Origin of the sequence: Bacillus sp. FSL L8-0199 (assembly GCF_038005705.1) — a bacterium.
GTDB classification, from domain to species: Bacteria; Bacillota; Bacilli; order Bacillales; family Bacillaceae_G; genus Bacillus_A; species Bacillus_A cereus.
Window position 1 is genome coordinate 2,356,228 of the sequence record NZ_JBBOTS010000001.1, and the last position, 22,331, is coordinate 2,378,558.

Sequence of the window (22,331 nt, forward strand, 5' to 3'; positions counted from 1 at the left end):
CAATTGCTTACTGAAGATGACATTAAAGAGATTCGCGAAAATCGTGAAATGATTGAGCAGGGACGTAGAGAACCGGTGATTTTATACATTAAAGGGGTTTCTGAAAAGGATCCAATTACAGGAGAAGAAATCCAAGGTGACCCCCGAAAAGAAACTGTTCAATTAGTTTGGAAGAAATTCACGTCAGTGGAAAAGACGAAGTTCGCTGATCTCGATGTTAAAAAAGGGGAGGCGCTTGTTACATTTCCTCTTAATGTGGACTTAGAGAACATTGAAAAAATTGAACGTAAAGGTGTTTTTTACGTTATCGAACTTATCGATGAACGAGGGCTTGGTGGCGTAAACCGTCGTGAGGTCATTGTAAAGAGGGTGATTTGATGAGAATCAGAGTTGTTGTTAAAGGAAAATCAAATGTGTTAAAAGCAAATAATCCCAATAGATACAAAACACCAATTGAGCAAACGGTAGAAAAACATACACGCTTACAAGCTAATCAAGCCTCTAATCGAGCACCGATATTACACGGTCCTTTATCTGAAAGTATTCCTGCAAGTGTAAAGATAGTAGTCGGTGCGAGAATTATTGGTACGTATGGATCTCCTCTTATTTACGCGGCGGTACAAGAATTTACGCACAAAACCAAAAAAGGTTTTATGCGTAAAACAGCATTTGAAGGTGAGCAACCATTTGTTGAGGATATAAACAAAACTGTTCAACGTGTAGCAAAGGGGCATTAATTATGTTGAATGATGTAATGTATTCATTAAAAAAGTTGCTAGATGTTTTTGCGCCTACTACATGGATATACGATGGTGTTTCTGTATCAGGAAAAGACAAACCCTTCATAACCATTGAGGATTTGTCAGGAACAATTAGCAGGTTTTCAAAGGAGAATTTTTCGCGTAATCATCTGATTCAAGTTGGTGTGTATGCAGATAAAGTTTTTGATAGGAACGATTTGCAAGATAGAATAATTAACCGATTCGAAAAGGGTTCAATTGACTTGTACGATACAAGTAAAAAGAATCCAGAACGAATCGGTTTTTTTAATGCAAAAGTAAAGGATTTTGAACCACTGTCTCAAAAAGACGTTGAGATTTTAACAGCGAAACATTTGAGTTTTATTACTATAACAATCAGAAATTAGAGGGGGACTAAAAATGGCAGAAGTGAAAAAAAGTAATGCACCTGAGTTTAAAGGTGCCGAAACACTTTACTTGATTGACATTCCGCAACCTGATGGGAAAACTACAAAAACAGTCCGATTTTTTAACCAAACGTCAGGTTCACGGTCAATTGAGGCTGGAGAAATCGAGTTGAAAACGAAAGATAAGAGTGGATCTGATTACGGTGACGTAACACAATCCGCTAGTATTGAAGGGATTTGTACTGAAGGTGACGAGGGACTTGATTATGTAGAAGAAGCAATTCTTAATAAAGTTTTAGTAAGAATTCATGAAGTTAACCTACGTAGCGCAACCGCTTCTGAGTTTAAAGTTAAATCAGGAACATACATGTTGAATAGTTTGGAACTTTCTCATGAAAATGAGGAGTACTCAAAGTATTCTATTGGCTTAAAATTAAATGGAAAAATTTCTAAAGGGACGCTTAATAAAGTACCTAATGGCGCGCCAACTGGTGACGTAGCTACTCCTGAAGCGTAATAGTAAGTCTATTTACTATTAATTAAGAATGTTTATGGGGGTGGAGATTTTTGGATATATCTAAAATCGAAAAAATTGCAGTCGCATCTTCAATTCTTTCAACATTCGGAGAGGATGCATTGGCTCCTCACGTTGATTTAAATCGTTTATCAGAATTATGTGAGGAATCGACTCGAAATTCAACAGCGAGACAATGTGGTGAAGCGACAGTTAGTGTTTTAAATAAGATTATTGATAGCTTGTCAGAGGAGGGTGAACAATGAAGCTAGATCAACAAGAGCAAGCGGTTATTATAGGCAATACAATTATGATGCTTGGTGGGCATGAAGAGGTAACTAATTATGTCGATCCTAAGAAGTTGGCCAAAGTAAGTGATATTCACAATGAGCTATACGATAATACAACCCCGCGTGAGCGAAGAGAAGCAATGATTAGTTTGCTTAATAAAACAATGGATGAATTTGTGGGAAATAAATAATTGAGATCTGAATAAGCGTTCATATAGACGCTTTTTTATTTTGAACAAAAAATAATTGGAGGTAATTATTATGGCTGAAAAATCATATACGCGTTTCGTAATTAATGGTAAAGAACAAGAACTGAAATTCTGTTTACAAGCACTGAGGTTATTAGATGAAAACGGTGGGCCGATGCAATTCGTTTCCCAAACCATGCAGGGCGGAATTACTAATTTCACGGATGTGGTTTATTACGCACTGATTCATACAAATGAGGGAATCACGTATGAAGCTGTACAGAAAGAGATTGAAAATATGTTTAATGCTGAAAAACTAGACCTTGATGAAATTCTAAAGTACAACAAAGCAGTTGTGCTAAATAGTTTTTTCTTCCAGAAGACAGTGAAGAAACTTCTAGGGACAATGACAGCGGAACAACAGAAATCGTTCGAGAACCTGTACGCATAAATATTGATGAATTGCAAGGTGAGTGTTTTCGTTTTTTTAATATGACCACCTTGCAATCTTGGCGTATTAGTCTCAAGGAATATCACCTTATGTTGAACGGATATAAGGAACAACTACTTGATAAGTACGAGTTTGCAAGTGTACAAGCTTTGTTTAATCGAAATGCTCAAAGTGACAAAATCAAGTCATTAGCGGATATATACACACGTCCAGAAAGTGTTCGTGATATTGAAAAACAAGCAAATGAACGGAAAGAAGTAGTTGAAAAAATTCAAAGGAACGAATCGTTCTTTGATCAAATAGAATCGATGATTAGAAGTCAAATAAAAGAAGAGGAAGGGTAGGTGAGGTGAATGGGCCAGAACAAGGTAGAAACTCAGGTGATTGCGGATATATCTAATTTAATAAGTAACCTTGGACAAGCTACACAAGCATGGAATACATTTTTTCAACAGATTAGTAGACCACCTCCTATACCACCGGCTCCACAACCGCCGTCACCTCCACCATTACCGCCAGCGCCACCAGCACCACCGCCTCCTGATTATTCAGGGTGGCGTGCTAGATTTCAAGAAGTAGGTAATCAAGCAATTGAAATGGGCCGACGTGTACAGCAAACAGGGCAAACAATGCAAAATGCATTTGGTCCTGCAGCTGCAGCGTCGGCTTTTGCTTTAGGGAGTATGATTCAAAAGTCACGAGAATTTGAATCACAAACTCGTAAAGCGGCGGTTTTAACTGCAGGTGACTACGGTCAAGTAAAGAAAGCGATTCTTGATATGGCAAAGGATTCTGTGTATTCAACAGGGCAGGTAGCAGCGGCTTTTGCTGAAATGGGTGCGAAAGGTTTTGATTCGGCTCAGGCAACGTCCGCATTACCTGGTGTGTTGAGTGCAGCGGCTGCGTCAGGCGAAGACCTGGGGATGGTTGCTGATACGATTACGTCAGCTTTAAACTCATTTGGTATGGAGGCAAGTCAAAGTACACATGTTGCTGATGTTCTAGCAACAGCCGCAAACGCAACAGCTGCAGGTGTAGGGGATATGCAATACGCTTTTAAATATGCGGCGGGTCCAGCAGCTCAATTAGGCATATCGATGGAAGAATTAGCGGCTTCTGTTGGTATTATGTCAAATAGCGGTATTAAAGGGGAGACCGCTGGTACAGCATTACGTGCATCTTTACTACGTTTAGTTAAACCGCCAAAAGCAGCGGCGAATGAGTTAAAACGACTTGGCGTATCTATTACGGATCAACAAGGTAATATGAAACCATTGTCTCAAATTATTGGAGAATTAAAAACGGGAATGGAAGGTATGACAAGTGCACAAAAAGGCGCGGCGTTAGCAACAATATTTGGGACAGAAGCTGTATCAGGTATGATGGCACTTGTAGCAGCGGGGCCTGAAAAGATTGATGCTTTAACACAATCCTTAGTGAACTCGGACGGTGCTTCTAAAAAAGCTGCGGACTCCATGCTTGAAGGATGGGCCGGAGCACTGACGAAAATGGAAGCCTCTATTGATGTTGCGGCACGTGCATTTACTGATGCATTAGCTCCTGCATTAATGGCCGTAGCTGGAGTAGTCGAAACCTTGGCAAACGCTTTTATGAAATTACCAGCTCCTGTGCAGACGGTGATTGCTTCCGTAGTAGCATTTACTACGGCTTTTTTAGTTGTAGCAACGGTAGCGGGTATTGTTATTAACGCAATTGGAGGAGCAATAATTACTATCGGCAAACTAATGCTTTGGATGTCAGGAACATCAAAAGCAGCAGTAATGCTTCGGGCTGCTTTATCAGCATTAAGAGCTGGATTTGCTTTATTGTTAGGACCGGTTGGTGCGGTTATTGCAATTCTAAGCTTAGTGGGGGTAGCGCTAGTCCAATTATACAAACATAATGAGACTTTCCGAAATGCTGTGAATAATGCGTGGGAATCAATAAAAAATGGGACAGTAGCAGCCGTTGAGGCTATGAAAGCTGCTTTTGATTCTTTAGGTTCTTATCTCGGGACAATACCGGAAAAATTTTCAGCAATGGGTACAGCAATTAGCGCAGCGTTAGAGGCAGGGTTAATTAAAGCCGGACAGGTGTTTTCTGGTTTTGCAACAGCTGTAGAGATTTCGCTAGCTGTAATAAAAGCGAAATTTAGTGAATTTGGTCAGGGGATAAGTGGTGCGTTTAGTTCAGCGATTTCAGGACTTAGTTCAGCATTTGCTGGAATTGGATTAGCTCTTTCTCCAGTGTTTAATTTTATCAAAATGTCTTTTTCCTCAATAGGAAATACGATAGCCACTTTAACTCCATTAATTGTACGTTTAGGCTTATCGTTTTTAGGTGTTTCAGGCCCTGTAGGGTGGGTAATCGCTATTGTAGCTTCTTTAGGTGCTACTATATTTAAATTGATAAATACAAATGATCAAGTGAAGTCTGCTTTTATGTCGGCTTGGCAGTCTATACAATCGATTTTTAGTTCTGTGATGTCTGCGATTTTGCCGGTTGTTCAGTCAATAGCTCAGGGGATTACACAAGCATTTGCACCACTAGCTCCTGAATTTGCGAAAACGGGACAAGTTATAGCAGAAAGTTTCGCCACACTTGGACCTGCTCTTTCTGAGTTAGGTACGGCTTTTGGTGAGTTAGGTTCTACAATAGCTAGTTTGTTTAGTGAAGTAGTACAAGCTGTAGTACCGATAGCACTCGACTTATTCCGTTTGTTTGGAGAAACAATCCAAGCCGTAGTACCTTTAGCGTCTGATTTATTTAAACTTTTTGGTCAAGTAATACAAGAAGTAATGCCTATGATTACTGAATTAATTCAGATGTTTGCTGATACGACAATAGAAATTATGCCAGTGATAACGGAGGCTATACAACAAGTAGCTCAAATATTTACTGAGCTAGCAACTACAGTTTTACCGATATTCGCTCAAGCTTTTCAAACGGCATTCCCTATCATATTACAAGTAATCCAGGCGGCGTTTAGCATAGCAGGAATGTTGATTCAAGGATTCGGAGAGATCCTATCCATCATAGCAACGTCAGTGATTCCAATCATCCTTCAGGCGGTACAAGCGGTCTTCCCAGTAATAGCTGGGATTATAGCTGCTGCGATTTCCGTTGCGATTCCTATTATTCAATTATTAGGCCAGGTAATCTCTATCATAGCGACTACAGTTATTCCTTTAATTTTGCAAATAGTCCAGACGGTTTTCCCGGTAATAGTTTCTATAATTCAAGCTGCGATTCCTGTAGCCACTGCGATACTTGAAGGTCTAGCAACAATAATAAAAGGCGTAGTGATCCCGGCGATTCAATTTATTTTGTCGATTGTCCAGGCGGTTTTCCCCGCTATTATGGGCGTAATAACCTCTGCTATTGGGATAATCACCAACATAATAAAGCTTTTCACTTCAGTTTTAAAAGGAGATTGGAGTGGGGCGTGGAATGCGGTGAAAGGCATTACGTCGAGTGTGATGTCATTAATCGGAAATATCATCCAAGGGGCAATAAATTTAATTTCCGCGGTCGTGACTGGTGGACTAAATTTAGTGAAATCTATTTTTTCTAGTGTTCTATCAGCGATAGGTTCTCTAGTAAGCTCAATTTTCTCGGGGATAGGCTCGGTTATTTCATCTGTTATGAATGCAGCAGGTAGCATCATTTCCTCAATTTGGAATGCGGCTAAGTCAGCGACATCTAACATCCTAAATTCTATCTATAACACAGTGACTCAAATTTTTGGCAATGTAAAGTCATTCCTAAGCGGAATCGATTTAGGAAGCATAGGGAAAAATATGATGCAGGGGCTTTTAAACGGTATAAGTTCTATGGCTGGGGCTATTTGGGACAAAATTACGGACATCGGAAATGGAATTAAAGATAAAATTTCAGGACTTTTATCGATTCACTCACCGAGTCGTTGGTTCAGGGATTTCATTGGTGTCAATATGATGAAAGGGTGGATTAATGGTATTGATGCAATGAAAGGCGCTGTACAAAGAACAACCGAACAAATGACTGAATGGATGAAACCTGAAGCTCTACAAGTAGAGACTGTATACGGAATGCCAAGAGGACTTGGTGCGTACCAGACAGCTAAACCACAAGCAAGCTCAGGAAATGCGGATTCCGGAACTGCTTCAAATTCTACAGCTAGTGAAAGACAACCCGCGTATATTAATATACAGCTTGGTAGACAAGAGTTTAATAGGTTCGTTGATGATATTACTGGAGAGCAAGAAGCTGTAAAAAAACGGAAAGATGTATTTTAAAGGAGGGCGGTAGATTGTTAGTTTTTAATGGGATTAATCTAGAAGAATATTTCGAGCAAAAATACGAAAAAGGATTTTTTATGGTTAACGATATAAGAGGGCGCGGAATTTTAAGTGACGAAATTAATGAGTTAACGGTACCTCACCGCCCAGGTTCATATTTTTTAAGTAAAAGGACTCCCAAGAGAGTATTAGAAGTAGATTTCTCTCTTAAGGGAGTCTCTCTTTTTGAACTAAGGAAACGGATAGATGAATTGAATGGTTTATTAGATACAGAAGAACCTGTAAAAATTACCTTCACAGACGAACCAGATATTATGTATTACGGGATTAAGGAATCTGTAGAGGAGACTTTAGAAAAATCTAATATTCATCAAGCAACTATTACACTAATATGTCCAATGCCGTATAAGTTAGGGAATGAGAAAACGGTTGACTTTGAAAATGACGGTCGAGGGTTAATAGCCAACATTCAAAATAAAGGCAGTGCGGAGTCAGAACCTATCATCGAAATTGAAGTTGAAAACCCTTCTACATTTTTAGATGTTCGGAATAAGAGCGTATATCTTCCAAACAAAGAAGATTATTTTCGGATTGGTTACCCGTTACAAGTAAACCAACTTCCAGTAGAGTGGAAACAACGTGTAATGTGGGATGAAATGTCTACTACAGTAGGATGGACAAGTGTATCACAGTTTGAAAACACTAAAGGTGGAGGTACATTCAAATCTAATGGACATCAATTTTATGTAGAAGATTATGGTGATCAGAATTACAAAGGGAATCATGGAGCGATTGCTAAAAAAAGTATTCCTAGCGGACCATTACAAGATTTTATAATGGATGCTTATGTAAGGTTCAACTGCAGTAGTTATGTACAAATGGGACAAGTAGAAGTGGCCCTACTGGATGAGACTAGTAAACCTGTAGTTCGATTGTCGCTAAACGATGTATATTGGGAGGCTGAAGAAACTTTTGGTGTTGCTAAGATTGCCTATCCAGGGCATCCAGCTGAACAAATGATGATCCATACGCGCGGTATGTATCCTTGGACGTGGAATAATTTTTACGGAAAGTTATGTGTTTACCGTATTGGGAATGAATGGGAGTTTTATATTGCGAAATTTGCGTACGGTACTGAGATTGATGATGCTGGAGCAAAAGCTCGTTGGGTAGACAAAGATGGGATTTTGATGAATAAAATTGCACAGGTGCAAATTTCTATCTGTCAATGGTGGAATAATAATCCGGCTGTACTTATGACAGTTGATGATATTAAGATTTGGAAAGTTAACCAAAATACAAGTAATAATCCTCCATATATTGTTGGAAAAGGAGATAAAGTGCAAATCGATACAGCTAAAAGTCTAGTTAGTATTAATGGTTCAAGTGCAATTAATCTGAAGGAATTATTCAGTGATTATCCTAAAATTACTAAGGGCCAGAATAAACTTGAAATTATGCCAGCAAATATCGGAACAGCAAAAGTTAAATATAGGGAGCGATTTCGATGAGAACACCAAGCGGATTACTTCATGTTGTTGATTTCAAAACAGATCAAATTCTATCCGCTATTCAACCAAAGGACTACTGGGAAGATAAGCGTCATTGGGAAATCAAGAATAACATTGATATGCTAGAGTTCAAAATTTTTGACGGTACTCCACATGCAATTACATTACAACAGCAGAACTTGGTTTTAAAGGAAGTACGTGATGGTCGAATTGTTCCGTATGTTATTAATAATGAAGTAGAAAAAGATTCAAAGGATAGATCATTAACTGTACACTCTTCCGGTGCCTGGGTTCAAATCGCCAAAGATGGGATTATTAAACCTCAACGTATAGAGAGCGAAACAGTTAATACGTTTATTGATATCGCTCTTGCCGATTCAAAATGGCAACGTGGAATAACGGATTATTCTTCGTTCCACACGATGACTATCGATGAATTCATCGATCCCCTTACTTTTTTAAAGAAAATTGCAGCTTTGTTTGAATTGGAAATCCAATATCGAGTTGAAGTATCTGGTTCTCAAATTACTGGATGGTACGTCGATATGATAAATAAACGAGGGAGAGAAACAGGGAAGGAAGTAACCCTGGGAAAAGACTTAGTAGGCATTAGACGCATTGAGCATTCCAGGGATATTTGTACCGCCTTAGTCGGATTTGTACGAGGTGAAGGTGATGAAATTATCACGGTTGAGAGCATCAATAACGGACTTGTTTATATTACAGATAGTGATGCCTTTCAACGTTGGAATGCACATGGTAAACATAAATTTGGTTTTTACACTCCAGAAACAGAAGACCAAAATATGACACCAAAACGATTAATGACTTTGATGAAGACGGAATTAAAGAAGCGTGTCAATACTTCAGTTTCGTATGAAGTAGAGGCACAATCAATCGGTCGCATTTTCGGACTAGCACATGAACTAATCAATGAAGGCGATACAATCCGAATCAAAGATACAGGCTTCACACCTAAGTTATACCTTGAAGCAAGGGCAATCGCTGGTGATGAATCATTTACGGATCCTTCACAAGATAAATATATATTTGGTGACTATCATGAAATTACCGATCCGAATGAAGAAATGCGAAAACTATATAATAAAATGCGTGCTTGGTTAGAGGGGAAGGCTAACAAGGAACTGTTAGAACAACTAGAAAAGTTGGCCGAAGAAGCAAAGAAAGAATCGGGAAAAGCTGTAAAGGAATCGCAAGAGGCTAAAGATATATCAGAGCAACTAAAAAAAAATATTGAAAATAATATGGTTAATATTATAGAAGGTAAAGAACCACCAACTACTGATCTTAAGCCAAACAAAACGCTATGGCGTGATATAAGTGCCGGGAAACCAGGTATTTTAAAAATCTGGACAGGTACAGCTTGGGAGTCAGTTGTTCCGGATACGGCTCCATTACAAAAAAATATAAAGGATGCCCAAGCAGAAATTGATACCTTAAAAGAGACAATTGAAGATATACCTGATAAGACTTGGTTAAATCAGCAACTTGAAGGAAAGGCCAATAAAGAAGGTGTTTATACAAAAGATTGGGTAGACGAAAATCTTATTGGAAAGCAAGTGTACGAAACAAACCGTAAAGGTGATATAAAAGTATTAAATGAAACAAAAACGACTGCTGAACGCACAGCTGAAGAAATTAAAAATAAAGCAGAGAAAACGGAGATAACAACTCTAAACGATAATCTTAAACTAGTAAGTCAAACTGCTAATACTGCTAAACAGACAGCTGAATCTAACACTAACACCATTACAGAATTAAAAACTACTGTAAATAATATTTCTGTAGGTTCAATCAATTTAGCTAGCGGTTCAGAAACAGGGTTAAATAAACAGAACATGACTGGAACCTGGTCAGACAGTAAACAAATGACTTTATCGGATAAGGTCAACTATAGAAATAAAATTTTTACTATCTCATTTTTGTTTACTGGTAAAATAACAAAATTCAATACAAATGCTTGGTTTGGCGTAGAAACAGCAATAACGTATGCAGATGGAGAGCAAGAATGGCAATCTGTACGTGCTGAATCGCAATTAAAGATTAATGTAGATTATAAAGACGAACCACTATCAGTTACATTTAGAACAAAAGATAAAGATGTAACTCAAGTTAAATTCTATTACTCTGGGCGCAATATTGATGGGAATTTAAACTCACACCATGCAAAATTTGAAGAAGGTAACATACGAACTACATGGCAACTATCTAACGATGAAGTTACTTCTAAAGCAGATTTTACCCAAACAACTAATGAAATTCAACAAACAGTAAATACGAACTCAAAAACAATCTCGAAAGTACAACAAGATCAAGGTACAATGCAAACAACTCTAAATGAAGTGAAGCAGACCACAAATTCGAATTCTCTTAATATTAAAACGCTAACAGAAACACAAACAAATCAAGGAAAGCTCATTCAAGAAAACAAGAATGAAATTACACAAACAAAAGACTCATTAAGTTCAAAGATTTCGGAAAAGCAAATGAAAGCTTATGTAGGGGCACTTGGTAGTATAAATCAATTCTTCAATACAGAGTTTAAGAAAAAAACAGTTGATGCTAATGGCAATATAACAAATGAGGTTGCTAGTACAGATAAATGGACAGTAGCAGGAGTTGTATCAGGTGCTACAGTAACACCAGTAACAGACAGACGCCATGACGGTTATAACTCGGTCAGAATTGCAAATGCGGGGGTTGCAGCAAATAGCTGGACTGGTATTGCTCAAAGTATTGGAGCCTCACAAAATAGCGGTGACTACGTATTGTCTGCATGGGTTTATGTAGTAGATAAAAACTTATTAGACCAAGGAGCGTGCGTTAAGCTTCAATTCTTTAATGGTTCAACCGCATTAGGTTATGAGCAAACTGAAATAAAAGAGTTATTAGTTAATGGCTCCTGGATACTAGTTAGTGTAACCATTAAAGCTCCTGACGTTCCTGTAACTCGTTTGCAAGGAGATATATGGGTACGCCGTAATGGCACAATGTGGGTATCTCAACCGCAGCTACAGCAAGGAAAAGAAGCATCTGTATACATGCCAAATCCAAAAGACATTACCAACTATAAAGAATTGGTTGACTTAGTGGCAGATAAGGTTGCGAAAAGTGATTTTGATACAGTAACTACCAACATGCAGACAGAAATTAAGCAGAATACCGAGGAAATAGGTTTTCGTGCTAAAGCGACTGAAGTGTATTCAAAGACGGATGCGGACAAAAAATTTGCTTATGTTTTAGAAATGGAAGCGGCTTTTAGTTTAACAAATCAAAATATTAATTCTAGGGTTAAAAAAGGCGATGTTATATCCCAGATTAATCAATCAGCTGAGGAAATTCTAATTCAGGGGTCCAGAATTAATCTTATAGGATATGTAACAGCTGAGCATATCAAAGGGAAAGTTTTAGAAGGAGTAACACTTAAAACGAGTGGAAACAGATTTGTTGAAATAAATAAGCAAGACATGAAGATTTTCGATGCAGATAAGCCACGTGGCTATATAGGATTTATGGAAACAAATGATGGAAGTATTCAACCTTCACTCGTCCTTGGTTCTGACAATATTAAATACAGGGGTACAGGATCGTTTTATATTTATCAAGTCATGCCGCGAATTAATGGAGTCGATCAACCTTCTAAAGCATATGCAAAATTTGGGATTTCTAAAGGGGAAAATGCAGAAGGAACTAATATTTGGTCAAACTATATTCAAATGCATAATGACGGTGGACATCTGAGCGTATATTCAGATGGACAATTTCGTTTTCAAAACTTGAATAATATTATTTTTGAATCTGAAGGATGGGCTCCAGGATATGGTTACTTCTCTGTAACTACAACTGAGCCGCATATTTTTACAAATAACGCGGGGCAGTTTACTTTCAAAAGAAAAGGCAGTGACTATAAAATACATTTCGTAAACGGCGCCACCGATCATGATTTAATCATGGGTAATGCAATGATAAGGTCAAGTTTTGTACAAGGTTATAACAATGGCTTGCAGATTAAAGATATGATGGGTCAAGGATGGAAAGATATAGAATTAAGAACACTACGAGCGCAAGAAAATATAAATGCTAATGGCCAAATGTGGGCGAAAGCATTTAATCCTACATCAGCTAGAAATATGAAAGAAAATATAAAAGATATTCCTTTTTCAGCTCTTGATAAAATCATGAGTTTAGCTATCAAACAGTATAACTTCAAGGACGATATGTATGATCTGTATCAAATGCGTGTGAACAAGCCGGAAGAACAAACAGAACCATATACAACAAAAGAAATTGAAACATATTTTGGCATGATTGCAGACGATACGGATGCTATATTTACAGATAAAGAGAAACGGGCCATTAATTTATATAATACTGTTTCTATTTTTATTGTAGCTTTTCAACAACAGTATCGTGAATTTATCCAGTTAACAGAACAGGTTAAAAAGAATACTGAAGAGCTAAATGTAGTTAAAGAAGAAAATAAACAATTAAAAGAGCAGGTTAATATACTTACAATTAATGTGTCCACATTAACAGATTTAGTTCAAAAATTAATAAGTGAGAAACCAGAGCAGCCATAAGCTGGTCTTTTTTTATTGCCTAAAAGGGGTGGTCGAAGTGGAGGGGTTACAAGATGTACGAAGTGATGTTCAAGAAATCAAGCAAGATATTAAGGACATTCGCTTAGAGATTAAAAGTTTAGAAATGCGGACAACAGGTAACGAGAAAGACATTATCAATATCAACAAACAGCTAGATAAAATCAGCGCCAATACTACCTGGATCTTGCGACTTATAGTTGGTGGAATTGTTGGTGGTATTCTCACTTTCTTAATGAAAGGAGGTGGTATGTAATGTTTGAAATTACTGTAATGATTGGAATTGTAGTTGGTCTTTCACAGATTGGAAAAGCAATTGGATTACAAACAAAATATGTTCCGTTACTAAATTTAACGCTTGGCATTGTGCTAGGCGTTTTATTTTTGGGCGGAGATATCAAAACAAATGTATTTCAAGGAATCATTATCGGACTGTCAGCAAGTGGATTATTTGACCACACAAAAATTATGAAAAAGGAAGTTGATGCTAAATGAAAAAGACAATGAAACATATTACTTCGTTCCTTATGATTCTAGTACTTGCTGGTTCTTTTGCTACAAGTGCTTTTGCTGATAGAACGCTTATTATTCCTGATTTACCGAAACAACCATACCGATATGGTGTAGGTGCTTATGAGGGCGTTGTAGCACATTCTACAGCAACTCCAGAAGCTCCAGCTATTAACATTCAAAAATATGAGTCTCGAACATGGAGAAATGCATTTGTTCACTATGCAGTCGATTGGGACGAAACAATACAAATTGCTGATACAAAATACATTGCTTATGGTGGCGGTCCCGCTGCTAATAAACGATTTGTACATGTAGAGTTATGCGAAACAGCGGACTATACAAAATTCAAACGCAGTTATGACAAATACGTTAAGTTACTAGCTGAAATCTTACGTGACCGTGGGTTATCTGTAGAAAAAGGATTATGGACACATAGCGATGTAACTCATTACCTTGGCGGTACGGATCATGAAGATCCAATTGATTACTTAAAGTCTCATGGCGTTTCAGAAGCTCAATTTAGAGCAGACGTACAACGAGCATACAATAATTCTAGCGTGGATGTTTCTGTCCCTGAAAAGCCATCTAAACCAGCAGAAGTACCCACGGCAGTAACGGACGGTATCGCCTATATTGAAGGTTACAATGTTAACTTACGTAAAGGACCAGGTACAAGCTATTCTAAGATTCGTCAGTTAAACAAACCAGAATCGTATATTGTGTGGGCTGAAAAGGATGGCTGGTTAGATCTTGGTGGAGATCAGTGGATTAAGAATGATTCATCTTATGTGAAGTTTAATAAGAAAAGCACAGTAGATTCTTCTATTGTTGGAAAGCGCGTTGTTTCAAAAGTTAACAATCTACGTTTCTATAACGCTCCATCTTGGCAGGATAAAGATGTGGCTGGTTCTGTAGATGCAGGATTAGGATTTACAATTGACGCGAAAGTAAATGTAAATGGTTCACTGCAATATAAAGTACACAATAGCAAAGGAAAAACATACTATGTAACAGCAAGTGAAGCCTATGTGTATGTGAGGTAAGATGAGAGAGGGATTCCCGCATCTGTGGAATCCCTCTTTTTTTTATTGTAAATAAATTTAAAGTGCATCTGTACTTATTTGTTTCAATATCTCTTTAGCGGTTTCAACATCAGCAAACATTGGCGCAAAATTTAAACTTCCGGGATTTTCTGTGAAATATCCTGCTAATTGTTTCAACTTAGGTTTTACATCTTCGTATGGTAAATGTTTCTCAACATCGTAATACTCTATCTCACCAAAACGTGCTTTGTAATATGATAATTTTTGTATTTCCATATATGCGTACTTAAAACCCAAATCATCTGATATTGTCGCTTTTGCTAAATCATTTAATAAATAATAGCCAATCATTTGTAAATTGTCTTTTTGTTTCAGAGATTTGTCTTTTGTTGTTTTAAAGTCATAAAGAACACCATCAATATATACGTCTGCATCAGCTCCACTAACTAAAAGTGAAGACACTCCAAAATTAGGATTAAATATTACGTTACTCTTTTCATTGATAATCTCTGGGATCATAAAATTCTCTTCAAACAACTTTAACAAATTATCTAGTTCGTTAATTATCTCGTCTGGGCTATTTTCGATGATAAAGAAGTTACGATGGATAGTTTCTTTATTAATCCTAGTTCGAAATACCTGCTCTAACTTAGCTAGCTTTACAGATATTTCGTATAAATCGGAAATTAATATTGAACTATCATTAATAAACAATAACACTTTTTCTATCCATAAATCTAAAATTTCATATGGAATATCAATGTATTTGTTTAATTTTTTAAAGCCTTTATAAGCCACCAAATCTCTAATTACAGTCTCGTCTTTTAAAAATTGAGCAATTCTAAATCGAGCTAAATAGTCAAAAGCTGTTCCGACTAAACTTGCATTAGATATATTAGATAAATTATATGGCACATGCATGTTATATTCTTCAGAGAAGGGTAACTTTCCACTTAATGTATAGTAATCTTCCTTCTTGGGCTCGACATGTAGAAGTATGTCTTTAAACTCTTTATCTTTTTTATTTTTAGCATCTAATTTACTGGTTAACGACATCCTATATCCCTCTTTCTTTTGTTTTTATAAAATTCAAATGCAAACATATTAAATTTTAACATATCAATTCATTTATATTTTAAAAAATAAATTTACAGTAAAAAACCACCATGCACAAGGTGTTACTAATTTCAATAGAAAGGAGGGGAATTTATTTATGTAAAAAATTCCTTTTTTGATATAATTGAATGGAAGGGAAATAACGAATTGCGAACATTCGTTTGTATTATGATCTTAAGAATGATAAAATAGGAGGAAGTAATTCATGAAAAATGATGTGATTGAATATGTTGAATTTTCAAAGTTGGATGTAAAAGATTCTTTTTTTAAAAGTTTAATAGAGGATTATAGTGGATTTGAAAAGTGGTTTGAAAAGAAAACTATTCAAGGTGAGAATGCATATATTCTAAAAGAAAACGAATTGCAGGGGTTTTTATATCTAAAGGAAGAAATTGAGGCTGATGATACTATTACTCCAAAATTTGAAGAGAAGAGACGTCTTAAAATAGGTACTTTTAAAATAGATGCACATGGGACGGTTTTAGGAGAACGATTCATTGGTTTAATTTTAAAGAGGATGATTGAAGAAAATTATTTAGAATGTTATGTAACGGTTTTTGAAAAACAAAAATCCTTGATTAAGCTATTTGAGAAATTTGGATTCCGTTTTTGGGGAACGAAAAATAACGGTGAATTAGTATATGTAAAATCACTAGAGGTGAAAGATCATTTTCATCTAGATTTTCCACGCATTAAAATAGAAAATAATAATAAATTTTTGCTTGGCATTCTTCCAACATATCATACAAAATTATTTCCTTTATCTAAGCTTGAAACTGAGATAAACCATAAAATAGAAGATTTGTCTTTCACAAACACAGTTGAAAAGGTTTATTTAACAAAGATGTTTGGGGTTGAAAATATTAAGTCAGGAGATATGCTTATTATTTATAGAACCGCCGAAAGTGGGAAATGGGCTAGATGGAGTTCGGTTGTTACATCAGTCTGTACAGTGATAGAGAGAAAGCATGTTAGAGATTTTAGTACGGTAGAAGATTTTATTAAATACTGTGGAAAAGGAACAATATTTAGTAGAGAAGAGTTGGAGAGTTTTTGGAGACGTGGAAATTATCCTCATATTATTAAAATGCTTTACAATATAGCATTCCCTAAACGTATTATTAGGCATGATTTGCTTGAAAAAGGTTTAATTAATGATGGATATGCAGGCTTTATGCCATTAACAAACTTACAATTTGAGAAGATTTTAGAATTAGGTGAGGTAAATGAAAGTTTTATTATCAATTAAACCAGAGTTCGTAGAGGAAATTATTTTAGGAAACAAGAAATTTGAGTATAGAAAAAATATTTTTAAGCGGAAGGGTATTTCTTCTGTAGTTGTGTACGCAACTAAACCATGCGGAAAAGTAGTAGGAGAGTTTGAAATAGAAGATATAATAATAGATAATCCTGATAATATATGGAAAAAAACGAAAAATCACTCGGGTATAACAAAAAGCTATTTTAATCATTACTTTGCGGGAAGACAAAAGGGAGTTGCTATCCAAATCAAAGAGTTTAAAAAATATGAAGAACCCCTAGATTTAATTGATTTCGATAGCAATTTAAAAGCAGCACCCCAATCATTTTGCTATACGAATGGAGGCATCTAGGAATGGAATATATCTTTTTGTCAGGTATACATGGAGTGGGAAAATCTACTTTGGTAACAAAGCTGCAAAAAGAAATAGAGATTAAATCTTTTTCTGTTAGTGATTTGATTAGAAAAGCTGGTAATAATATAAATACATCTGACAAGAATACAAATGGAATTTCACGAAATCAAGAATTGTGGAAAACTGAATTAAACAAGATAGAACAGGATGGTTTTATCTTGTTGTTAGATGGACATTTTTGCTTGTTAGATTCTGATAGTAATGTTACCATGTTACCTTTCTCGACTTTTGAAGACACTAATATGATTAAAATTATTCTTATAAAGAATAAGCCTCAAGTAATTAGAGAAAGATTACTAAAACGGGATAATAATGAATACTCAATTGATCTTTTAGAGGAATTTCAGAATTCTGAAATTCGACAAGCGATTAAGTATTCTGAAGAAAGGCATATTGAGTTATTTATTTACGATGAAACTGAACCTTTCCAAGAGTTAATAAATTTTGTTAGAAGTTAAAGCTGTATCATTAGAGGTGGTTGAAACTATGTTACATAATTTGAAAATAAATAAAGTGTTTTTTACACCTGTTCTAGAACAAATTAAAACTTTTGAAATCCGAAAAAATGATCGAGACTTTCATATAGGTGATAAAGTTATTTTAAATGAATGGGATGATGAAAAGCAGCAATATACAGGGCGTAATGTTAAAGTGAAAATCTTATATATTACTGATTATGAACAAAAGGATAATTATGTAGTCTTTGGTTTCGAAACGATTTAGAAATTTAGAAATATTTCTTTAATAAATTCTAACAAGAAGTTATTTATAGCTATCTTGTTAGAATTGTTAAATTTTTTAGGAAAAGGATATTGAAACAATTCGCTATTAAGCGTGTATGCAAAAGTACACATTTTACTCGAATTTTAACTTGGTTAAAACAGCCACGAATTAATTAAATTCGATGAAATCATAGGAAAACGTTGTCAGTTGAAACTTAGATTTAACACATTATATGAAATGCAAAGGAACTATAATCAGGATATCTTCCGCACAAAAATCCTCATATGGGAACATATTCAGTATATAACAAGGAATATGTGTATTATCTAAACAAAGAATGCTAACAAGTTTGCAAACGAACTTATTAACACTTATACGAAATAGACATAAATTATCGCTGATATGTCACCTTCAATAATAGCCATAATCAATTAAAATAAACTAATAAGAAATGCTTATAAAAACATTCTCAGTATTAATAGTATACTGCTTGAAAAATAACTTATTATATTGCTAGAAAGGGAGTGGCAACATGGCAAGAAGTGAACTTTTAAAAGACTTAGTTACTGGGCAGAAAACACTTGAAAATATTCTCCTAAGATTAAAAGTTATATTATCAGATCTTGATAACGAAGTAATAATGAATTGGATTCAAGGGGAGTTACAGGGATATGATGCGACGGGGGATATTCCTGCGTATAGAATAGTAAAAGGGGAACCAATGGGCACGTTTATTGTAAATTATTCAACTAAATACACAAATTCTCAAGTCCCATTGGAAGCATTGATACCCCAAGAAAAAATCGATCAATTTATTACAATACATGTAAAAGATGGTATTAACACACTTCAGGAAGTAATTGATAAAGGGAATGATGCGAATTATGGAAGAGTTGTACCAACGGCTGTTTGTCACGCTATATCAACTGAAGATTTACAAATTGGTAGCATAAGTATAAAATGTCCCTCAAATAAAATCAGTAAGATAGTTGCTAATGTAAAAACAAAACTTGTAGATGTAATTTTAGAATTAGAAAAACAATACGATAATTTGGACGAGATGGATATAAAATCTCAAGTGGATGAAGATACTTCTAAAAAGCAACAGGTTATTTTTAACATTGAGCAAATAATTTTTGATGAATCTATAAAAATGGGAGATAAAAATAAAGTTAAAGGATCTAGGTTAGGGAATTTGTTTGGAGGACGAAAATGAGTATAAACATTGGAGACAATAATAAAATAAAAAATTCTTCAATTGGACATCAACATAATACACCAGGTGAAGACGTTAATAAAAAATTCTATGAGAGACATCCTTGGATTTCTGGTATGCTCGTGTCGCTCATTGTAGCAATTATTATGTTATTTCCTTTTTGGGACAATGTAAAAGAATGGTTAAAATAGAGATACATAACAGAAAAGAATCGGTTTTTATATGCCGATTCTTTTTTATTTTGCTATTCCCACTCTACTAAAGTACGTTTCTTACAACCCCCACAGTCAAAGTATCCAGATCCCTTTGTAACTCTAATCTTATGACTACAGTTAGGGCATTGTACTTCTTGCTTTTCAAAGGCTGCGTATATAAATCCTAATGAAAAGAGAAAAAGGGGAATTGCAAATAGTAAACCGATTATAGTAATACCTAAAATAACAGAAAAAATGATACCTAAAATGCCGAAAAACAATGAAGTTTTACGGCCAAATTTCTCTTTAACGGAACTCTTTTTTTGATTCACTTCAATGATGTAAGTATTACCGTCCGCAGTAGTTTTTGTCTCCATATTTCTCCTCCTTAAATACTTCTAGTTAATTAAATCAGAGTATTATGAAATATCTATCTAAACAAAAACAGTACATTTATTTTATGTACTGTACAACGTCCTCAATACGGTATGTTTTATCCATACCTTTTTCTTCAGCTAGTTGATTTAGAGCGTCCAGGATTGACTTTAATGTATCAAAACGTACAAGACCAACCTCACCATTCACTAGATTACTAATAGTGGCTGGGCGTACCTTAGACTCTACGGATAACTTGTTTTTCGTAATCCCGATTTCCTCCATCGTTTCTCCTAAAGTGAATACCATAGAACTCATGGTAATACCTCCGTTCATTCCGATCATTTATTACTTTACATTTTACACAATTTACATATCAAAGTAAAACTTTTTCCGGTGTACTATTGACGTATGACTCCTATAGTTATATATTATTACTAATAAAGTTTTACTCCTAAAGTACTACTTTTGTGTAAATATGAAGGGTGGAACAGTATAGATGCAAAAAATAAGCAATTACTTCGGTTTAGAAACAAAATCTGATTGTATTTGGTTTTATGGTTTTTATACTGTAGCTTCGGTTTTATTCCTTATCAATATGCTTATAGCTCATGTGCTATAAGCTCTTTCTTTAACTAAATATCGGACAACCTCCAGCCTCGTGAATATCCTCATTCGAAAAAACAGATATACACGAGGTCTAGTTTCCTATTGTCTTTTTTAGGTAACTAAGAGGAGGATCCACACGAGGAATGACCTAACACTCGTTAAACTTGAACAGGTTAGCTAAGCCAACGTCAGAAAGTTAAGCGTCCTAACGAATAACGTTTCCTTGTTTGCGTTGTTAGGAGTCTAGGCGAGTACGGCCATTAACGGTACGGCGGTTGCTTGGCGTGTTACGGCACGGGTAGCAGCTGATAATGAAAGAATTATAGGTTACGAGTAATGAAGGATACGCCAGTAGTGCATTTTCTTTCCTGATTCTTTCTGCAGATAGGACAAGCTTTATCTGTAAAAAGTCAGCTGTGTAAGAGATTACAGCGTTTAAACAGGGTGTTACTATACGGATTCCTTAACCCGATAGACCATGATTGACAGAACGTCTACTTTACGACGCTTTTTATTTTTGAAGCGTTGTAAGGTAGACATTCTCTGCCCTAGCCGTTGTCCTGTACCCTCATCCCATGATTGTCTGCCGAAAGCAAAAGTCAAGTGTAAAAGGAAAAATAAAGATAAATAAAGATAAAAACGTATTAAGGCTGGAGGGGGAGGAATTACTCCTCGATGGTCCAAATCTCCTCGATTGGTTTACCGAGTTCTTGAGCTATCCTATATGCCGTATCAAAGCGCGGTGTTGTACGATTCTTAACAAGTGAACTTAAAGTGGAGTCATCAATACCAATGCGTTTAGCAAAATCACCTTGTTTAATTTCTAATTCTGCAAAAATGACTTTTAAACGACATTTAAACTTCATAAATAATCACCTCAAAACAACAATTTCTACAATGAAGGACTAAATCCTTTGAAAGTAGTACAGGCATTCAGGTGAAAAAATTTGTTTGGACACGCAAAAATTAGTATTTAAGTCATATACCTATATCAATACCACATCAAGACCACGAGGAATACCGAGTGGAATTAAGGACATCAAAAGGGGAAAGGTGAGGAACATTGAGACCTGGATATAAGTATTTAAATCGCATGCCATTGTATCCGTCACAAACGTTGTTTAATATGCAAGCAGAGGCTGATGATTATGATGAAGTGCAATGTGTGTATGGTCACATAGCAAAGCACAATATGCTACAACATCCAAACTATATGGATATTATTGATTTATTTGGGGAAGAAGAGCCTTATGGCCCGTATAACGAGATAGGGATTCAGAAAAGGATTGATGCGTACCTAAATGATTGTAAAAAGTGGAGGGATAAGGAATGAGGTGGCAATATGATTACTTAAACGACACACCGTATTTGTATCCTTCTAAAGAGCTGAAAAGCCTGTATAAGGAGTCCAGGGGTAAAGGTGAAGTAAACTCTATTCTAAAACATATGGAAAGACACGAGGTATCTAACAACAAAGAGTACCGCGGTTACTACAGCTTATCTAACGATATTATGGAAGATCTATATGGGGAAGAGGAAGAAATTCTTGAATGGGATAAAATGGTTAATCAGTATCAACCGATTCTCACGTCAAAAGGATTACAACTAAAAAGAAAGAGGGATTCGATATGACACTTGCTGGGGAAGTTGTATTGATTTGGACAGCGACAGGATTGTCTGTAGCGGCGATGAAGGCGGCTGAGAAAATGGGGATGAGTGTTCCACATTGGCTTCCACGTATGACGATGTATACAACTCTTACCGGCTCGTTTTTGTATCTTCTACGTTATGTGCTAATGGTGTTTCTTTGAAGGAATGGAACCTAGAATCATGGGAGATTTTGTTATATAAGAAAAACAACTTGTA

The 22,331-nt window shown here is 35.8% G+C and carries 28 protein-coding genes; 24 read left to right on the top strand and 4 right to left on the bottom strand.

What is annotated here, in order from left to right:
* Positions 1-3 precede the first annotated feature (3 nt).
* The 14 genes from NST86_RS12320 (at position 4) to NST86_RS12385 (ending at position 14,556) form a co-directional block, all read left to right on the top strand.
* The gene (locus tag NST86_RS12320; protein ID WP_000954645.1) at positions 4-378 is read left to right on the top strand and encodes a hypothetical protein; all 375 of its coding nucleotides are present in this window, start codon (positions 4-6) and stop codon (positions 376-378) included.
* The gene (locus NST86_RS12325) at positions 378-737 is read left to right on the top strand and encodes a hypothetical protein (RefSeq protein ID WP_340933866.1); all 360 of its coding nucleotides are present in this window, start codon (positions 378-380) and stop codon (positions 735-737) included. Before NST86_RS12320 ends, NST86_RS12325 begins: the two co-directional genes overlap by 1 nt.
* 2 nt (positions 738-739) lie before the next feature.
* Complete coding sequence (locus NST86_RS12330) at positions 740-1,147, top strand: hypothetical protein (RefSeq protein ID WP_061684689.1); 408 nt, start codon at positions 740-742, stop codon at positions 1,145-1,147.
* 13 nt (positions 1,148-1,160) lie between these two features.
* On the top strand, positions 1,161-1,664 hold the full coding sequence (locus tag NST86_RS12335; RefSeq protein ID WP_000852563.1) for a phage major tail protein, TP901-1 family: 504 nt from the start codon (positions 1,161-1,163) through the stop codon (positions 1,662-1,664).
* A gap of 50 nt (positions 1,665-1,714) precedes the next feature.
* Entirely contained in the window at positions 1,715-1,927 is a 213-nt protein-coding gene (locus tag NST86_RS12340) for a hypothetical protein (protein ID WP_246962957.1), read from the top strand.
* The gene (locus NST86_RS12345; RefSeq protein ID WP_097855792.1) at positions 1,924-2,142 is read left to right on the top strand and encodes a hypothetical protein; all 219 of its coding nucleotides are present in this window, start codon (positions 1,924-1,926) and stop codon (positions 2,140-2,142) included. Before NST86_RS12340 ends, NST86_RS12345 begins: the two co-directional genes overlap by 4 nt.
* 70 nt (positions 2,143-2,212) lie before the next feature.
* Complete coding sequence (locus tag NST86_RS12350; protein ID WP_000818630.1) at positions 2,213-2,590, top strand: tail assembly chaperone; 378 nt, start codon at positions 2,213-2,215, stop codon at positions 2,588-2,590.
* 89 nt (positions 2,591-2,679) lie between these two features.
* A complete protein-coding gene (locus NST86_RS12355) occupies positions 2,680-2,934 on the top strand; it encodes a hypothetical protein (protein ID WP_000931846.1) in 255 nt (84 codons plus the stop codon).
* A gap of 36 nt (positions 2,935-2,970) precedes the next feature.
* A complete protein-coding gene (locus NST86_RS12360; protein WP_445661333.1) occupies positions 2,971-6,867 on the top strand; it encodes a phage tail tape measure protein in 3,897 nt (1,298 codons plus the stop codon).
* A 14-nt stretch (positions 6,868-6,881) separates the two neighbouring features.
* The gene (locus NST86_RS12365) at positions 6,882-8,381 is read left to right on the top strand and encodes a distal tail protein Dit (protein ID WP_130068026.1); all 1,500 of its coding nucleotides are present in this window, start codon (positions 6,882-6,884) and stop codon (positions 8,379-8,381) included.
* The gene (locus tag NST86_RS12370; RefSeq protein WP_340933876.1) at positions 8,378-12,982 is read left to right on the top strand and encodes a phage tail spike protein; all 4,605 of its coding nucleotides are present in this window, start codon (positions 8,378-8,380) and stop codon (positions 12,980-12,982) included. Before NST86_RS12365 ends, NST86_RS12370 begins: the two co-directional genes overlap by 4 nt.
* A 37-nt stretch (positions 12,983-13,019) precedes the next feature.
* Positions 13,020-13,256 carry a hemolysin XhlA family protein gene (locus NST86_RS12375; RefSeq protein WP_016081457.1) on the top strand — a complete coding sequence of 79 codons (237 nt, stop codon included), beginning with the start codon at positions 13,020-13,022 and terminating at the stop codon, positions 13,254-13,256.
* Complete coding sequence (locus NST86_RS12380) at positions 13,256-13,495, top strand: holin (RefSeq protein WP_131250943.1); 240 nt, start codon at positions 13,256-13,258, stop codon at positions 13,493-13,495. The genes NST86_RS12375 and NST86_RS12380 overlap by 1 nt, the downstream gene beginning before the upstream one ends.
* Positions 13,492-14,556: an N-acetylmuramoyl-L-alanine amidase gene (locus NST86_RS12385; RefSeq protein ID WP_340933882.1), complete on the top strand. Its 1,065-nt coding sequence runs from the start codon at positions 13,492-13,494 to the stop codon at positions 14,554-14,556. Before NST86_RS12380 ends, NST86_RS12385 begins: the two co-directional genes overlap by 4 nt.
* Positions 14,557-14,613: 57 nt before the next feature.
* Here NST86_RS12385 and NST86_RS12390 read toward each other — a convergent pair whose 3' ends face one another.
* Positions 14,614-15,612: a hypothetical protein gene (locus NST86_RS12390; protein WP_098828338.1), complete on the bottom strand. Its 999-nt coding sequence runs from the start codon at positions 15,610-15,612 to the stop codon at positions 14,614-14,616.
* Positions 15,613-15,877: 265 nt separating this feature from the next.
* Here NST86_RS12390 and NST86_RS12395 point away from each other — a divergent pair, with 265 nt between their 5' ends.
* The 6 genes from NST86_RS12395 to NST86_RS12420 all read left to right on the top strand — a co-directional run bounded on the left by NST86_RS12395 (position 15,878) and on the right by NST86_RS12420 (position 19,478).
* Positions 15,878-16,921, top strand: a complete 1,044-nt coding sequence (locus NST86_RS12395; RefSeq protein WP_264647974.1) for a hypothetical protein — start codon at positions 15,878-15,880, stop codon at positions 16,919-16,921.
* On the top strand, positions 16,899-17,285 hold the full coding sequence (locus NST86_RS12400; protein ID WP_084064266.1) for an ASCH domain-containing protein: 387 nt from the start codon (positions 16,899-16,901) through the stop codon (positions 17,283-17,285). The genes NST86_RS12395 and NST86_RS12400 overlap by 23 nt, the downstream gene beginning before the upstream one ends.
* Positions 17,286-17,287: 2 nt before the next feature.
* Entirely contained in the window at positions 17,288-17,806 is a 519-nt protein-coding gene (locus NST86_RS12405; RefSeq protein WP_340933890.1) for an ATP-binding protein, read from the top strand.
* 28 nt (positions 17,807-17,834) lie between these two features.
* Positions 17,835-18,071 carry a DUF3850 domain-containing protein gene (locus NST86_RS12410; protein ID WP_098828357.1) on the top strand — a complete coding sequence of 79 codons (237 nt, stop codon included), beginning with the start codon at positions 17,835-17,837 and terminating at the stop codon, positions 18,069-18,071.
* 532 nt (positions 18,072-18,603) lie between these two features.
* The gene (locus NST86_RS12415; RefSeq protein WP_340933891.1) at positions 18,604-19,287 is read left to right on the top strand and encodes an AbiTii domain-containing protein; all 684 of its coding nucleotides are present in this window, start codon (positions 18,604-18,606) and stop codon (positions 19,285-19,287) included.
* Complete coding sequence (locus NST86_RS12420) at positions 19,284-19,478, top strand: hypothetical protein (RefSeq protein ID WP_098828342.1); 195 nt, start codon at positions 19,284-19,286, stop codon at positions 19,476-19,478. The genes NST86_RS12415 and NST86_RS12420 overlap by 4 nt, the downstream gene beginning before the upstream one ends.
* Before the next feature lie 53 nt (positions 19,479-19,531).
* Here the strand turns inward: NST86_RS12420 and NST86_RS12425 are convergent, their stop codons facing one another.
* Together NST86_RS12425 and NST86_RS12430 are read right to left on the bottom strand one after the other, a co-directional pair.
* On the bottom strand, positions 19,532-19,858 hold the full coding sequence (locus NST86_RS12425) for a hypothetical protein (RefSeq protein ID WP_340933893.1): 327 nt from the start codon (positions 19,856-19,858) through the stop codon (positions 19,532-19,534).
* A gap of 76 nt (positions 19,859-19,934) precedes the next feature.
* Positions 19,935-20,174 carry a helix-turn-helix domain-containing protein gene (locus tag NST86_RS12430; RefSeq protein WP_097877708.1) on the bottom strand — a complete coding sequence of 80 codons (240 nt, stop codon included), beginning with the start codon at positions 20,172-20,174 and terminating at the stop codon, positions 19,935-19,937.
* Positions 20,175-20,355: 181 nt separating this feature from the next.
* On the opposite strand from NST86_RS12430, the gene NST86_RS12435 reads away from it, so the two are divergent.
* The gene (locus NST86_RS12435; RefSeq protein WP_141498014.1) at positions 20,356-20,478 is read left to right on the top strand and encodes a DUF3961 domain-containing protein; all 123 of its coding nucleotides are present in this window, start codon (positions 20,356-20,358) and stop codon (positions 20,476-20,478) included.
* A 652-nt stretch (positions 20,479-21,130) separates the two neighbouring features.
* Here NST86_RS12435 and NST86_RS12440 read toward each other — a convergent pair.
* Positions 21,131-21,331 carry a helix-turn-helix transcriptional regulator gene (locus NST86_RS12440; protein ID WP_088113019.1) on the bottom strand — a complete coding sequence of 67 codons (201 nt, stop codon included), beginning with the start codon at positions 21,329-21,331 and terminating at the stop codon, positions 21,131-21,133.
* A 197-nt stretch (positions 21,332-21,528) separates the two neighbouring features.
* On the opposite strand from NST86_RS12440, the gene NST86_RS12445 reads away from it, so the two are divergent.
* Genes NST86_RS12445 through NST86_RS12455 form a run of 3 tightly spaced genes read left to right on the top strand, consistent with a single transcriptional unit; the run spans position 21,529 to position 22,276 of the window.
* The gene (locus tag NST86_RS12445; RefSeq protein ID WP_340933904.1) at positions 21,529-21,798 is read left to right on the top strand and encodes a hypothetical protein; all 270 of its coding nucleotides are present in this window, start codon (positions 21,529-21,531) and stop codon (positions 21,796-21,798) included.
* Positions 21,795-22,097 (top strand): hypothetical protein, encoded by a 303-nt coding sequence (locus NST86_RS12450; protein WP_264647979.1) that lies wholly within the window; start codon positions 21,795-21,797, stop codon positions 22,095-22,097. The genes NST86_RS12445 and NST86_RS12450 overlap by 4 nt, the downstream gene beginning before the upstream one ends.
* Entirely contained in the window at positions 22,094-22,276 is a 183-nt protein-coding gene (locus tag NST86_RS12455) for a hypothetical protein (RefSeq protein ID WP_340933909.1), read from the top strand. The genes NST86_RS12450 and NST86_RS12455 overlap by 4 nt, the downstream gene beginning before the upstream one ends.
* Positions 22,277-22,331: the final 55 nt, after the last annotated feature.